Source organism: Bradyrhizobium sp. th-b2 (genome assembly GCF_000426785.1).
Lineage (GTDB): Bacteria > Pseudomonadota > Alphaproteobacteria > Rhizobiales > Xanthobacteraceae > Bradyrhizobium > Bradyrhizobium septentrionale.
Genome location: NZ_AUGA01000008.1, coordinates 39467 through 53308, shown reverse-complemented (window position 1 = coordinate 53308; position 13842 = coordinate 39467). Strand labels below are relative to the sequence as shown.

Below are 13842 nucleotides of genomic sequence, written 5' to 3'. Positions count from 1 at the left end.
CCGATCGGGCTGGGTCAACCCTCCGTCGCCGTTGCGGGACCGTGAGGAGCGATCATGACCAAAGCCGTGACCAAAGCCGTTCTCGGCATCATCGGCGGATCCGGCATCTACGACCTGCCGGGCCTGGAAAATGTCCGCGAGGAAGCGATCACGAGCCCGTGGGGCGAGCCGTCGGCGCCACTGCGCCGCGGCGAGATGGCGGGACTGCCGATCGTGTTCCTGCCGCGGCACGGCCAGGGACACGCGCTGTCGCCGTCCGACATCAACTATCGCGCCAATATCGACGTGCTGAAGCGGGTAGGGGTTACCGACCTCGTCGCATTGTCCGCTTGCGGCTCGTTCAAGGAAGAGCTGCCGCCGGGCACTTTTGTGCTGGTCGACCAGTTCGTCGATCGCACCCACAAGCGCGAGAGCTCGTTCTTCGGCAAGGGCTGCGTCGCGCATGTCTCGATGGCGCATCCGGTGTCGCCGTTGCTGGTCAAGCATCTCGCTGCCGCGGCCGAGGCCGAGCGCATCGCGTTTGCGCGCGGCGGCACCTATCTCTGCATGGAAGGGCCGCAATTCTCCTCGCTCGCCGAAAGCCTGACCTACAAGGCGCAGGGTTATTCGGTGATCGGCATGACCAACATGCCGGAAGCCAAGCTCGCCCGAGAGGCCGAGATCTGCTACGCCAGCGTGGCGATGGTCACCGATTTCGATTGCTGGCATCCGGCCCATGATGCCGTGACGGTGCAGGATATCATCCGCGTGCTGAATTCGAACGCCGAGAAGGCAAAGGCACTGGTCGCGCGTCTGGCGCGGGATTTTCCGCGCGAGCATGAGCCGTGTCCTATCGGCTCAGATCGTGGCCTGGACACCGCGCTGATCACGGCGCCCACAGCGCGCGATCCGCAGTTGCTTGCCAAGCTCGATGCCGTCGCCGGACGGGTGTTGCACACATGAAGGTCGATGGACGGCATTTTCGCAGCATCTGGCTCGAGCCCGACGGCTGGTCTGTCGGCGCGATCGATCAGCGCCAGCTGCCGCATGAATTCATCGTCACTAAACTCACGACGGCGGACGAGGCCGGCGAGGCGATCAGCTCGATGCTGGTGCGCGGCGCGCCACTGATCGGCGCCACCGCAGCCTACGGCATGGCGCTCGCGATGCGCGCCGATGCGTCCGACGCGGCGCTGGCGCGCGCCGGCCAGATGTTGATGGCGACCCGGCCGACCGCGATCAATCTGAAGTGGGCGATCGACGAGATGCAACGCGCGCTCGCGCCGCTCGCAGCTTCAGCCCGGGCGGATGCGGCCTATGCCCGCGCCCGCGAGATCGCCGACGAGGATGTCGAGATCAACCGCGATATCGGCCGCCACGGTCTCGGCCTGATCGAGCAAATCGCCGCGACGAAACGGCCGGGCGAGCCGGTGAATGTGCTGACGCATTGCAATGCCGGCTGGCTTGCAACCGTGGATTGGGGAACGGCGACATCGCCGATCTACCAGGCGCATGATCGCGGCATTCCGGTCCATGTCTGGGTCGACGAGACGCGGCCGCGCAATCAGGGCGCCTCGCTGACCGCCTGGGAACTCGGGCATCACGGCGTCCCGCACACCGTGATCCCCGACAACACCGGCGGCCATCTGATGCAGCATCGCATGGTCGACCTCGCGATCGTCGGAACCGACCGCGTCGCCGCCAATGGCGACGTCTGCAACAAGATCGGGACTTATCTGAAAGCGCTCGCTGCGCACGACAACGGCGTGCCGTTCTACGTTGCACTGCCGTCCCCGACCATCGACTTTCGTATCGATGACGGCATCAAGCAGATTCCGATCGAGCAGCGCGCGGCCAGCGAGGTGACGCACCTCACCGGGCGCACGGCGGATGGACGGATCGAGACCGTGCGCGTGGTGCCGGAAGGCTCTTCCGTCGCCAATTTCGGCTTCGATGTGACGCCGGCCAGGCTGGTGACGGGATTGATCACCGAGCGTGGCGTCCTCAACGCTAGCCGTGCTGCACTTGCGAGCGCGTTTCCCGAACGTTCCGGCGTTAGCTGAAGGCTGCATTGACGGTGATTGCGTCAGCGCGCTATCCCAATCGTTGCCCTCGCAACCGAGACCGTCTCGTCCATGTCCAATACCGAACTTGAGATCGTCGTCGACGATCCGACCGCGCCTGAAGAGAACTCGCCTGCGGTCGTCAGCACCGGCGTGGTCGACGTCGTCGTCTCGCTGCTGTTGCTTGTGCTCGCTTTGGTGCTCGGCTGGGACAATTGGCGCACCGGCGCCTCGTGGGACTCGACCGGGCCGCAGCCGGGCTATTTTCCGTTCTATCTCGCGGTCATCCTCGGCGGCGCCAGCCTCTACGGCCTGGGCGCCGCCTTCGTCTCGCGCCGGGAAGCCGCCGAGACCTTCGTCACCCGCGCCCAGCTGCGCCGGGTGATGGCGGTGTTCGTGCCGACATTGCTGTTCTGCCTCGCCACCCAGTATCTCGGCCTCTATGTCGCGAGCTTTCTCTTGATCGCGGCGTTCATGCGCCTGGTCGGCAAGATCGCGCTGTGGAAGTCGCTGTTGACCGCCTTCGTCTTCACCGCCGTGATGTTCGTGACGTTCGACGTCGCGTTCGACGTCATCATGCCGAAAGGGCCGCTTGAGTCGGCTCTCGGCCGCTAGCCAACCGACAGGATTTCGGGACATGGAAGCCTTCGGTCTGTTGCTGCACGGCTTTGCCGTTCTGCTGACGTGGAAGACGCTGCTGCTGATGATGGTCGGCCTCGTGCTCGGCATCTTCGTCGGTGTCTTGCCCGGGCTTGGTGGCCCCAACGGCGTCGCGATCCTGCTGCCGCTGACCTTCACGATGGATCCGACCTCCGCCATCGTGATGCTGTCCTGCATCTACTGGGGCGCGCTGTTCGGTGGCGCCATCACGTCGATCCTGTTCAATATCCCCGGCGAGGCCTGGTCGGTCGCGACCACCTTCGACGGCTATCCGATGGCGCAGCAGGGCAGGGCGGCCGAAGCGCTCACCGCGGCGTTCACCTCGTCTTTCATCGGCTCGCTGGTCGCGGTGCTCCTGATCACCTTCCTGGCGCCGATGATCTCGTCGTTCGCGTTGAAGTTCGGCCCGCCGGAGTTCTTCGCCGTCTACCTGCTGACGTTCTGCTCGTTCGTCGGCCTCGGCCGCGAGGCCAAGCACAAGACAGTGATCTCGATGTCGCTCGGGCTGCTGCTTGCCGGCGTCGGCATGGATACGGTGTCCGGGCAGTTGCGCATGACGTTCGGCTCGGCGGAGCTGCTGCGCGGCATCAACTTCCTCGTCGCGGTGATCGGCCTGTTCGGCATCAGCGAGATCCTGCTCACGATGGAGGAGCGCCTGGCGCTGCGCGGGCATGCCGCCGGCATCAGCCTGCGGGTCGTGCTGTCGGTGTGGAAGGACCTGCCGAAATACTGGGTGACGCTGCTGCGCTCGTCGGTGATCGGCTGCTGGCTCGGGATCACGCCGGGCGGCGCGATCGCGGCGTCCTTCATGGGCTACAACCTCGCCAAGCGCTTCGCCAAGGATCCGGAAAGTTTCGGCAAGGGCCGCATCGAGGGCGTGTTCGCGCCGGAGACCGCCGCCCACGCCTCGGGCACCTCGGCGCTGTTGCCGATGCTCGCGCTCGGCATTCCCGGTTCGGGGACTGCTGCGATCCTGCTTGGCGGCCTGATGGTGTGGGGCCTCAACCCGGGCCCGTTGCTGTTCGTCGAGCACAAGGACTTCGTCTGGGGCCTGATCGCCTCGATGTATCTCGGCAACGTCGTTGGCCTCGTGCTGGTGCTGACCACCGTGCCGATCTTCGCCTCGATCCTCCGGGTACCGTTCGCAGCGGTCGCGCCGATGATCGTGGTGTCCTGCGCGATCGGCGCCTATGCGATCCAGAATGCGATGTTCGATATCTGGCTGATGCTGGGCTTCGGTGTCGTCGGCTACGTCTTCAAGAAGATCGGCATTCCGCTTGCGCCATTCACCCTCGCGCTGGTGCTCGGCAGCCGCGCCGAGGATGCGTTCCGTCTCTCGATGATCGGTTCTGGCGGTGACATGAAGGTGTTCTGGTCGAACGGCCTCGTCGGCACCATCACGACCTTGGCGATCGTGCTGCTGTTCTGGCCGGTGATCGATCGGGCCTTTGCCGGCGTCGCGCGTCTGGTGCGGCCGGCAAAGGCGTAAGGTTTCAGAGCGTTTTCGAGCGAAGTGGACACCGGTTCGCGTGAAGAAAACGCGTCAGACAAGAATCTAGAGCTCCGTTCCGATTCTATCGGAACGCAGCTCTAGACGACCTTGCGCTGCCGGAGCTCGGCGATCTCGTCCTTGTCGAAGCCGAATTCGGCCAGCAGCTCCTCGGTCTGCTCGCCGAATTCCGGCGGACGGGCCGCCATTTTGCTGGGGGTCCGCGACAGCGTCACCGGCTGGCTGACCAGCTGGATCTGCCGGTTCTCGTCATTGGGCACGTGCTGGGCCATGCCGAGATGCTTGACCTGGGCATCCTCGAACATCTGGTCGATCGCGTAGATCGGCCCGCACGGCACGCCGGCGGCGTTCAGCTCCTGCACCCAGGCTTCGGTCGACTTCTTCTGGGTCAGCGCGTCGATCCGCGCGTTGAGCGCGTCGCGGTTCTTCGAGCGCGCCGGTGCGGTCGCATAGTCGGGGTCGGTGACCAGATCGGGCGCGCCGATCGCCTGCGCGCAGCGCTCCCAGATCCGGCCCCCGGTGGTGGCGATGTTGATGTAGCCGTCGGAGGTCTTGAACACGCCGGTCGGGATCGAGGTCGGATGGTTGTTGCCGGCCTGCTTGGCCACTTCCTTTTCCATCAGCCAGCGCGCCGCCTGGAAATCCAGCATGAAGATCTGCGCCTGCAGCAGCGAGGTCTGCACCCATTGGCCTTCGCCGGAAACATCGCGCTCCAGCAGCGCGGTCAGGATGCCGAGCGCACAGAACAGGCCCGCGGTCAGGTCAGCAACGGGAATGCCGACCCGCATCGGCCCCTCGCCGGGCGCGCCGGTCACCGACATCAGGCCGCCCATGCCCTGCGCGATCTGATCGAACCCCGGGCGCTTGTGATAGGGGCCGTCCTGGCCGAAGCCGGAGATGCTGCCATAGACGATCCGCGGATTGATCTTGCGGATGCTCTCATAGTCGATACCGAGCTTGGCCTTGACGTCCGGCCGGAAGTTTTCGACCACGACATCGGCCTGTTCGGCCAGCCGCTTGAACACCTCGAGCCCTTTGGGGTCTTTCAGGTTCAGCGTCATGGCGCGCTTGTTGCGATGCAGGTTCTGGAAGTCGGACCCGCCGCGGGGGCCGCCCGGCTGCTCGCCGCCACTGTCCTCCAGCAGCGCATCGATCTTGATGACGTTGGCACCCCAGTCGGCGAGCTGGCGCACGCAGGTCGGCCCCGACCGGACCCGGGTCAAATCCAGCACGGTGAAACGGGACAGGGCTTGGGATGCGCGGGGAAAGGGCATTGAGACACCTCTTGTTTGGCGGGCCGCTCTGGGGGCTACAGCCTATCTGCCTTAGACAATTTGGCTGACCTTTCCAACTGTTACCCGGACGACAGACCGGGCTGGAAACAAACAGCCATGGTTCCGTGGAGATCGGTTCGTCCCTTGGCGGTGATTTGGGCCTGAGCCGGGCCTGCTCGCCGGCACTACCATCTGCCAACCCTCGACAATCACCCCGGCGGCTGCTAGCCCGTCGCCGAGCCGAGCGGGTTTTGCCCTTATGGAATAGGCACTTGAAGCGTATCGAAGCGATGGACCGAAAACGGGCATGGCGGTGAAGCAAGGTCCATCCCATCTGCTCGGCAACTCGGCATGGAACGCGACTGCCTTCGCGGTCGCAGTGCTGCTCAATCTTGCGATCCTGCCATTCGTGATTTTCCGCCTCGGCCTCGCCGCGTTCGGCGTTGCCGGCCTGGTGACGGCGTGCGTCGCGCCCGCGCTGATGTTCAGCAACGCGCTCGGCCTCTCCACGACGCGTGAGCTCGCGCAACGATTGGAACCGTCCGACCGTGAACAGGCGCGGCGATTTTTTGCGACCACCCTTGCGCTCGCCCTCGTCGTGGGCGGCCTGATCGCGGTAGTGCTCAGCCTTGTGGGCGCGCCGCTCGCACGGTTGGGATTTCACCTGGGGGGCCCGGCTGGCGACGATTTGGGGCTTGCCTTTGCATTGGCCGGCGCCGGTTGGCTGTGCCAGTGCCTGTTCGCGGTCTTCCTCTCGCTGTTCATGGCGCGCCAGGATTATCGGCGGATCGCGTCGATCAGCATCACGGGCACGGTGGTGACGACGATGTCGATGCTGCTGCTGATCCCGCATGCGCCGCGCGCCTCGACGTTCCTCGGCTGTCAGGCATTGGGCGTCGCAACGAATTTCCTGATGGCCGTCGCCTGGTCGCGGCACGCGATGGGTGACTGGCTGGCGCGGCCGGCGCTCGATCGCAACGCGCTGCGTGCACTGGTCAGGCTTGGCGGCTGGCAGGTCGCCGCGCAAAGCGGTGCGCTGTTCGCTGGCCAGGCGGACCGCTATCTGCTCGGCGCGCTGCTGCAGCCGCAATTCGTCGGCTTCTACAGTGTCGCGCAACGGCTGGAGGAGGCGGTCTATATCGGTGTGCTGAAGGTCGGCGAGATCCTGTTCCCGTTCTTCAGCACGCTGCAAAAGGAGGATGACGATCGCAAGGTCGACCTGCTGCTTCGCTCGTCCTGGATTCTCAATGTGCTTGCCGCGAGCGCGCTCGGTGGTCTGATCCCGGTCGCAGGCGCATTGCTGCATCGATGGACCGGTGCCGAGGTGGCGGCCGAGGCGCAACTGGTGCTGGTGGTGCTCGCGATCAGCGGGATATTGGGGTCCTGCGCCAACGTGTTTGCGTTCTATCTGCTGTCGCAGGGGCGCTCCAGTTCCAACGCGCTGATCTCGCTCGTCACCGGTGTCTTCACGCTGGCGACCAGCGCCGTCGCATTGCCGTATTTCGGCTGGCAGGCGGCCGGTTGGAGCACGTGCGTCGGGATGGTAGCGCAGATGGTCACCACGGTGCTGCTGTTGCGGCGGACCTTCAGGCTTTCAGCCATGTGGTCGCGGATGCTGCATTTCGTCCTCGTCCCGCTCGGCACCGGGATCGCCGTTGCGCTGGCGCTGCGCTCCCAGCTTGGCCACACCTCATTCGACCACGCGCCGTCATGGTGGTATGTGATCTCGTTCTACGGCATGTCGGCGGCGGCAATCTTCGTCGCCGCCGTCGCCGTGTCGCAGCTTGGTCCCTATCGTGCCGTCTGCTCGCGGGACCTCCGCATCATCATCACCCGCTTCTTGCCATTCAAGGCCGCCTAGACATGTGTGGTATCGCAGGCATCGTCAATCTGCGCGGCTCCGCCGTGGAGCCGGCCGAGATCTCGCGGCTCACCAGTCTGATCGCGCATCGCGGTCCGTTCGGCGAGGGCATCTGGTTCAACGCCAAGCGAAACGTCGCCTTCGGCCATCGCCGGCTCGCCATCATCGATCCCGGTGAGGGTGGCTATCAGCCGATGGTCTCAGGCGATGGCCGCCATGTGATCGTCTACAATGGCGAGATCTATAACTTCCTCGAATTGTGCCGCGAGCTCGAGGCGAAGGGCGCGGTGTTCCGCAGCCAGTCCGATACCGAAGTGATCCTTGCCGCCTGGCAGGCGTGGGGCGAGGACATGCTGCTGCGCTTCAACGGCATGTGGGCGCTGGCGATCTACGACACCGCCACGGATGATCTGTTCCTTGCGCGCGATCGTTTCGGCATCAAGCCGATGCTCTATGCGCTGTCGTCCGAGCGATTCGTGTTCGCGTCCGAGCAGCGGGCACTGGCGCGGAGCGGGCTGGTTGAGACATCGCTCGACATCGACGTGGCGCGGCGGCTGTTGCTTGACCCATTCGGGATCGAAGGCAGCGAGCGGACCCTGTTCGCGCAACTGCGCCGCCTGCAGGGCGGCCACTGCATGTGGCTGCGCCAGGGGCGCGCGCAGGTGCGCCGCTGGTGGCGAACCGTGGACCACCTGCCTGATGTCCCGGCCGGCGAGGCCGAACGCGTGGCGCGCTTTCGTGAGCTGTTTCAGGATTCCGTGGCCTTGCGCATGCGCAGCGACGTACCGATCGGCACCTGCCTGTCCGGCGGCTTCGACTCGTCCGCGGTGATCTGCACCATGGCGGCGCATGAGAAGGCCGGCATGGGACCGCGCGACAGCACCGCCTGGCGGCACGCCTTCGTCGCGACCTTTCCCGGCGACAGCAATGACGAGCGGCCGATGGCGGAGGAAGCGGCCGCATGGGCCGAGGTGGTGCCGAGCTTTCTCGAGATCGGCCGCTCTGATGCGCTGACCGACCTTGACCGGATCCTCGACGACAATGACGACGTCTATATCGGGCTGCCGAGCGCGCCGTGGCTGATCTATCGCGAACTCCGGCGCCAGAACGTCACCGTGTCTCTTGACGGTCACGGCGCGGATGAATTGATGGGCGCTTACCTGCAGGAGGGGCAGTCGACCGCATTCCGGATCCGGAATGCGGCGGCCGCGCTCACGTCACGATCGAAGCTGGCGCAGCGGGGCATCGACTTCTTGCGGGCGCAGATGATCAGGCGGCAGGGGTATTACTTCCTGCGTGGCGGCGCGGCGGCGATGCCCGCACCGTTGCCGCTGGTCGCCGAGGATGACGAAATGCCGAGCGCGTGGGGCGCGCTGAACCGGCGTCTCTACCGCATGTTCCATTCGACCACGCTGCCCACCATCCTGCGCAATTTCGACCGGCTCTCGATGGCGCATGGGATCGAGGTCAGGATGCCATTCATGGACTGGCGGCTGGTCACCTACACGATGGCGCTGCCGGAAACGAGCAAGTCGGCCGACGGCATCACCAAGGTGGTGGCGCGGCAGGCGATGGCCAACCTGATGCCCGAGAGCATCCGCACCGCGCGCCGCAAGGTCGGATTCAACTCGCCGATGCCGGAATGGCTGAACGGGCCGTTGGCGGGCTGGACCGCGGAGCTGCTCGATCGGAAGGTCCCAGCATTTGCCGAGTTCGTCGACGAGGTGCCGCTTCGAAAGGCGGTCGGCCGCTTGACGGCATCGCAAAGCTGGGGTTGGGAATCCGTCGGCCGGATCTGGCCGTATCTGAACATGAAATGGATGTTGGCGAGGTCCGCGTAAGCAATGCGTCTGTTCCAGAACAGCGGTCTCTATCCGTCTTATCTGCCGCGGCTGAACCAGCTTGCGGCAAAGGCGACGACCTTCGCCGCGCGGCGCGACGTGTTCCTGCATGATCGCTTTGGCGCGGCACATTTCCTCAAGCCGGTGCTCGACCGCGCACCCGAAGCCTTCTTCACCAACGGCGACGACGAAGTGCTGCAGCGCCGATGGGCGCATGAGCAGGGCATCAAGGGGACGCCGACGCTCGAGGCAATCCTGCTTGCGCAGATCGAGCATCACGGAACCGAGGTGTTCTACAATCTCGATCCAGTGCGCTATCCGAGCGCGTTCGTCGCAAAGCTTCCCGGCTGCGTGAAGAAGACATTGTGCTGGCGCGCGGCACCCTCCGGAAATGCCGATTTGACCGCCTATGGCGCGGTGCTTGGAAACTTCCCTTCGATCCTCGAGGCCTGGCGCAGCAAGGGGTGCCGGGCGGAGCTGTTCTTCCCCGCGGTCGATCCGGTGATGGAGCAATACGGCCACGGCGAACGACCGGTCGACGTGGCGTTTGTCGGTGGATATTCGCGGCATCACAGCGCGCGGGGCCGGACCCTCGAGCAGGTCGCCGCGCTGGCGGCTGATCGCAACATCGTGTTCTGCCTCGATGCGTCACGACTGACACGGCTCGCCGAAAGCGCGGTCGGGCGATTGCTGCCGCTGGGCAAGCACCGGCGTCCCGAAGCCATCGCGCGGATCGCGAGGTTGCCGCTGTTCGGCAGGGACCTCTACGAGCTGTTCGGATCGGCGAAGATCGTGCTCAACGGCGCAATCGACATGGCCGGCAACGATCGCGGCAACATGCGCTGCTTCGAGGCGATGGGTTGCGGGTCGCTGCTCGTGTCGGACGCCGGCAATTATCCGGAGGGGATGGATCCTGGGCAGACGATTGCGGTCTACGAGTCGGGCAATGATTGCCTCACCCAGATCGCGAATTGCTTGCGGGCCTGGGATGAAATGAAGGCGAAAGCCGAGCGGGGGCGGCGAGTGGTCGGAGATTTGTATAGCAAAGGGCGCCAGTGGGCCCTATTTGAAGACCTCTTGGAGCGCGTCTAGGAGCAGGCATGCACGTTGACGGTCTGGTTTTCAGAATCAAGGAGTTGGCTGACGCGGCTGCATTGCCTGTCTACTTTGCTAGAGGGCGTCGACCCTGGTCGGTTGGTTACTTTACGCGCAAGAAGGACTGCATTCAGACCGCGGTCGACACGGCCGCCGTTCGATCGGGGCGCCCGCTGCCTGACGCATTTGGCATCGCCATCGATGAGAGGGTAGTCGAATATCCATGGCTGTTCGACCGGTTGCGCCGCGATGGTGTCCGACTGGGACGAATGCTTGATGCGGGCTCGACGCTGAATCACGACTACATTCTGGGCCGCGATCCACTGCGCAACGCGGACCTGACGATCATGACGTTGGCACCGGAAAAGCGGTGTTACTGGTATGAGGGCTATTCCTACGTCTTTGGGGATTTTCGCAAGACGAGGTTCGAGGATGGCGCCTTCGACACCATTGTCAGCATTTCTACCCTGGAGCATGTCGGACTGGACAACACAATGCTCTACACCAATGATCCGGCTAAATCAGAAACCAACAAGCATGGCTTTGCCGACGCGATGCGCGAGTTTCGACGGATCATTGCTCCCGGCGGACGTTGCCTGATTACGGTGCCATATGGGCGATATGAGAACTTCGACTGGTTTCAGGTCTTCGACCGGGGGATGATCCAGGTCCTGATCGACGCTTTTGCGCCTTCGTCCTTCGAGCTCGAGTTCTTCGGCTATGAGAAGACGGGCTGGCGTCGGGCAACGGAGGCCGAGGTTGCGAATGCGACTGCATTTGACCCGCATAGCGGACGCGGCCGGCTCGACGACAGGGCTGGCTGCGCGCGCGCTATTGCCTGCATCGAGTTGATCAGATGAACCTCGATTACTGGCTGCAGCGGATGCTGGGGCGCGCGACCTGTCGCCTTGGGTCGCACGCCAGGCTGATGCCGACTGCACGCATCCGCAATATTCGCGGTGACAGTGACTGCATCGTCATTGGTGCGAACAGCATTATCCGAGGCGAGCTTTTGACGTTCGCCCATGGCGGGCGCATCGAAATCGGATCGTGGTGTTATGTCGGGGAGAATTCGCGGATATGGTCCGCTGGATCCGTGCGAATCGGAGACCGGGTGCTGATTGCGCACGATGTGAATGTCTTCGACAATCTCACTCATCCTGTGGACCACGTGGCGCGCCACCGGCAGATTCAGGAGATGTTTACCAAAGGTCATCCGCGTCAGCTAGATCTCGATGAGCGTCCTGTCATGATCAACGACGATGCCTGGATCGGAGCTGGCGTTTTCCTGACGCGAGGCGTTCGGATCGGCGCCCGCGCGATAGTGGCGGCTGGTTCGGTAGTCACTGGGGACGTCGCCGAAGACACAGTCGTCGCCGGAAACCCGGCACGTCTTGTAAGGTCAGTCCTTGAAACTTAGTTTGGCTGGGTCAATCGCATGATCGTGTGGGTCACAGGCGCGAACGGGTTCATCGGCCGCCATCTCGTGCGGGAGTTGGCCGCGGCGGGCCATGCGGTGCATGGGGTCGGGCACGGAGCCGTCGATGCGGCGGAAGCCCGGCGCCTCGGTTTGCAGAGCTGGATCAACGGTGAGATCGACGCGGCCAATCTCAACACGCTTGCGGCTGTCCACGGGTTGCCGGCGCAGGTCTTTCACCTCGCCGGCGGATCGTCCGTCGGCGTCTCGATTGAGCGGCCATTTGAGGATTTCACACGGACTGTCGCCAGCACGGCGCGGCTGCTCGAATGGTTGCGTGGATCCGCGCCAGATTGCGCAGTGATCGCGGTGTCGAGTGCCGCCGTCTATGGTGCCGACCATACAGGCCCGATCGCCGAAAGCGCCGTCGCAGCTCCGATGTCGCCCTATGGGCAACACAAGTTCATGATGGAGCAATTGTGCCGGAGCTACGCGCAGTCGTTCGGCATCCGCTGTACTGTCGTGCGGCTGTTCTCGGTCTACGGTCCCAACCTGCGCAAACAATTGCTCTGGGACATCTGCTCGCGGCTCGAGGCCAGGGAGCCGTTGCTCACACTCGGCGGGACAGGCAACGAAATCCGCGACTGGACCGACGTTCGCGACGTCGCGAGGCTTCTTGCAATTGTCGCGGAACTGTCGCCGAAGGAGACGTTCCGGGTCATCAATGGCGGATCGGGCCGTGGGACGAGCGTTGCCGACATTGCAGCCGGCCTTATCCGGGAGTGGGGAAGCAACACCGCAGTGCGACACTCAGGAGTAAGCCGGCCTGGCGATCCCGTGAGCCTGCTGGCGGACGATGCGATGTTGCGCCAAATCGGGTTCGATTGGCGCATTCCTCTTGCTCAGGGCCTTGCCGACTACGTGACGTGGTTCAAGGGGCAGGCTTCGTGACGTCGCTCCCGTTGCGGATCGCGTTCAGTCACATTTCGCGTCGGCTTTGGGCTGGCGGATACAATTATCAGCGCAATCTGTTCGCGGCGCTTGCCTGGTCTCTGCCTGGCGAATTCGTTCCGGTCATCTTTGCCGGGAACACAGCCGATGAGAATGAACTCGCGGAGCTTGCCGCAACACCGGGTGTTGAGGTGGTCCGGTCGGCAGCATTCGATGGACAGCCAGGTTTAGCCGCGGCGCTGGGGCTTGGGCTGGACCCCGGAGCCGCCGCGGCGTTTCGCTCCGCGCGCGTCGATGTTGTTGTTGAAGCGGCACACTTCTTCGGCTGGCGGCTCGCTATCCCAGTAGTGGCGTGGATTCCGGACCTGCAACACCGATCTCTGCCTCAGCTCTTTCCGAGGATGGCACGCTGGCGCCGCGAAATCGGCTTTCGCGTCCAGATGGCGTCGGGCCGGACCATCATGCTGAGCAGCGAGAGTGCGCATCGCGATTTCAGGACCTACTATCCGCGCGCCGGGAACGATGTCTGCGTGGTTCGCTTCGCAACCCAGCCGCCGGCCGCTCTCCTGAACACGGATCCGTCCGAGGTGATCGCGAACTACGGCCTGCCGGAAAACTATTTCTACCTGCCCAATCAGTTCTACCGTCACAAGAACCACCAGCTCGTGGTCGACGCGCTGACGATCCTGAAGGAGCGGGGCGCCAACGTGGTGGTCTGTGCTTCCGGCAGCACCGAGGACCGCCGCGAGCCGGGCTATTACGAACTGGTCAACGCGCAGGTTCGCGAGCGCGGCCTCGATGCGCAATTCCGCCATGTTGGGACTGTCCCCTTGTCACATGTCTACGCGCTGCTGCGGGCTTCAATCGCACTGATCAATCCATCGCGTTTCGAGGGATGGAGCACGACGGTCGAGGAGGCGAAGTCGTTCGGCGTTCCGATGATCCTGTCCGATCTCGACGTGCACAAGGAGCAGACCGGCGGGGCTGCGCGCTATTTCGGCGTCAATGATCCGGTCGCGCTCGCGGACCACCTGATGCAGGTTTCACGGCAGGCACGCGGGCTCGTCGTTCGGAACGTCGTCCCGCATCAGGACGACAGCGTCCGTGCCTTTGCGGCGAGTTTTGCGGCCACCATGCGACGGGCTGCCGGTCAGGAGATCAGTGAGCCAGTCGCAAGATAGAAGCTGAGGT

Annotated in this window: 12 protein-coding genes; 11 read left to right on the top strand and 1 reads right to left on the bottom strand. The window is 64.2% G+C overall.

The features are described 5' to 3' along the window. Nucleotides 1-66: 66 nt before the first annotated feature. The 4 genes from K359_RS0114175 to K359_RS0114160 all read left to right on the top strand — a co-directional run bounded on the left by K359_RS0114175 (nucleotide 67) and on the right by K359_RS0114160 (nucleotide 4191). Nucleotides 67-942: an S-methyl-5'-thioadenosine phosphorylase gene (locus K359_RS0114175; RefSeq protein ID WP_029079943.1), complete on the top strand. Its 876-nt coding sequence runs from the start codon at nucleotides 67-69 to the stop codon at nucleotides 940-942. After that, nucleotides 939-2042 (top strand): S-methyl-5-thioribose-1-phosphate isomerase, encoded by a 1104-nt coding sequence (mtnA, locus tag K359_RS0114170; protein ID WP_029079942.1) that lies wholly within the window; start codon nucleotides 939-941, stop codon nucleotides 2040-2042. Before K359_RS0114175 ends, mtnA begins: the two co-directional genes overlap by 4 nt. Nucleotides 2043-2114: 72 nt before the next feature. After that, entirely contained in the window at nucleotides 2115-2657 is a 543-nt protein-coding gene (locus tag K359_RS0114165; protein WP_029079941.1) for a tripartite tricarboxylate transporter TctB family protein, read from the top strand. Nucleotides 2658-2679: 22 nt separating this feature from the next. Beyond that, complete coding sequence (locus tag K359_RS0114160) at nucleotides 2680-4191, top strand: tripartite tricarboxylate transporter permease (protein ID WP_029079940.1); 1512 nt, start codon at nucleotides 2680-2682, stop codon at nucleotides 4189-4191. Between the two features lie 101 nt (nucleotides 4192-4292). On the opposite strand, the gene K359_RS0114155 is transcribed toward K359_RS0114160, so the two are convergent. Beyond that, nucleotides 4293-5486, bottom strand: a complete 1194-nt coding sequence (locus K359_RS0114155) for a CaiB/BaiF CoA-transferase family protein (protein ID WP_029079939.1) — start codon at nucleotides 5484-5486, stop codon at nucleotides 4293-4295. A gap of 307 nt (nucleotides 5487-5793) precedes the next feature. On the opposite strand from K359_RS0114155, the gene K359_RS0114150 reads away from it, so the two are divergent. The 7 genes from K359_RS0114150 to K359_RS0114120 all read left to right on the top strand — a co-directional run bounded on the left by K359_RS0114150 (nucleotide 5794) and on the right by K359_RS0114120 (nucleotide 13832). Further along, nucleotides 5794-7347, top strand: a complete 1554-nt coding sequence (locus K359_RS0114150; protein WP_029079938.1) for a lipopolysaccharide biosynthesis protein — start codon at nucleotides 5794-5796, stop codon at nucleotides 7345-7347. Between the two features lie 2 nt (nucleotides 7348-7349). Then, a complete protein-coding gene (gene asnB, locus K359_RS0114145) occupies nucleotides 7350-9188 on the top strand; it encodes an asparagine synthase (glutamine-hydrolyzing) (protein WP_029079937.1) in 1839 nt (612 codons plus the stop codon). A gap of 3 nt (nucleotides 9189-9191) precedes the next feature. Then, the gene (locus K359_RS0114140) at nucleotides 9192-10280 is read left to right on the top strand and encodes a glycosyltransferase (RefSeq protein WP_029079936.1); all 1089 of its coding nucleotides are present in this window, start codon (nucleotides 9192-9194) and stop codon (nucleotides 10278-10280) included. 8 nt (nucleotides 10281-10288) lie between these two features. Next, nucleotides 10289-11143 (top strand): methyltransferase domain-containing protein, encoded by an 855-nt coding sequence (locus K359_RS51920; protein ID WP_051346126.1) that lies wholly within the window; start codon nucleotides 10289-10291, stop codon nucleotides 11141-11143. Beyond that, nucleotides 11140-11703, top strand: a complete 564-nt coding sequence (locus K359_RS0114130) for a DapH/DapD/GlmU-related protein (RefSeq protein ID WP_029079935.1) — start codon at nucleotides 11140-11142, stop codon at nucleotides 11701-11703. Before K359_RS51920 ends, K359_RS0114130 begins: the two co-directional genes overlap by 4 nt. Before the next feature lie 18 nt (nucleotides 11704-11721). After that, complete coding sequence (locus K359_RS0114125; protein ID WP_029079934.1) at nucleotides 11722-12651, top strand: NAD(P)-dependent oxidoreductase; 930 nt, start codon at nucleotides 11722-11724, stop codon at nucleotides 12649-12651. 401 nt (nucleotides 12652-13052) lie between these two features. Continuing rightward, nucleotides 13053-13832: a glycosyltransferase gene (locus tag K359_RS0114120; protein ID WP_245284600.1), complete on the top strand. Its 780-nt coding sequence runs from the start codon at nucleotides 13053-13055 to the stop codon at nucleotides 13830-13832. Nucleotides 13833-13842: the final 10 nt, after the last annotated feature.

Bases quoted from the DNA above. Each gene is read 5' to 3' on its own strand.
- mtnA (WP_029079942.1), top strand. From the start codon at position 939: ATGAAGGTCGATGGACGGCATTTTCGCAGCATCTGGCTCGAGCCCGAC.
- K359_RS0114165 (WP_029079941.1), top strand. From the start codon at position 2,115: ATGTCCAATACCGAACTTGAGATCGTCGTCGACGATCCGACCGCGCCT.
- K359_RS0114160 (WP_029079940.1), top strand. From the start codon at position 2,680: ATGGAAGCCTTCGGTCTGTTGCTGCACGGCTTTGCCGTTCTGCTGACG.
- K359_RS0114155 (WP_029079939.1), bottom strand. From the start codon at position 5,486: ATGCCCTTTCCCCGCGCATCCCAAGCCCTGTCCCGTTTCACCGTGCTG.
- K359_RS0114150 (WP_029079938.1), top strand. From the start codon at position 5,794: ATGGCGGTGAAGCAAGGTCCATCCCATCTGCTCGGCAACTCGGCATGG.
- asnB (WP_029079937.1), top strand. From the start codon at position 7,350: ATGTGTGGTATCGCAGGCATCGTCAATCTGCGCGGCTCCGCCGTGGAG.
- K359_RS0114140 (WP_029079936.1), top strand. From the start codon at position 9,192: ATGCGTCTGTTCCAGAACAGCGGTCTCTATCCGTCTTATCTGCCGCGG.
- K359_RS51920 (WP_051346126.1), top strand. From the start codon at position 10,289: ATGCACGTTGACGGTCTGGTTTTCAGAATCAAGGAGTTGGCTGACGCG.
- K359_RS0114130 (WP_029079935.1), top strand. From the start codon at position 11,140: ATGAACCTCGATTACTGGCTGCAGCGGATGCTGGGGCGCGCGACCTGT.
- K359_RS0114125 (WP_029079934.1), top strand. From the start codon at position 11,722: ATGATCGTGTGGGTCACAGGCGCGAACGGGTTCATCGGCCGCCATCTC.
- K359_RS0114120 (WP_245284600.1), top strand. From the start codon at position 13,053: ATGGCACGCTGGCGCCGCGAAATCGGCTTTCGCGTCCAGATGGCGTCG.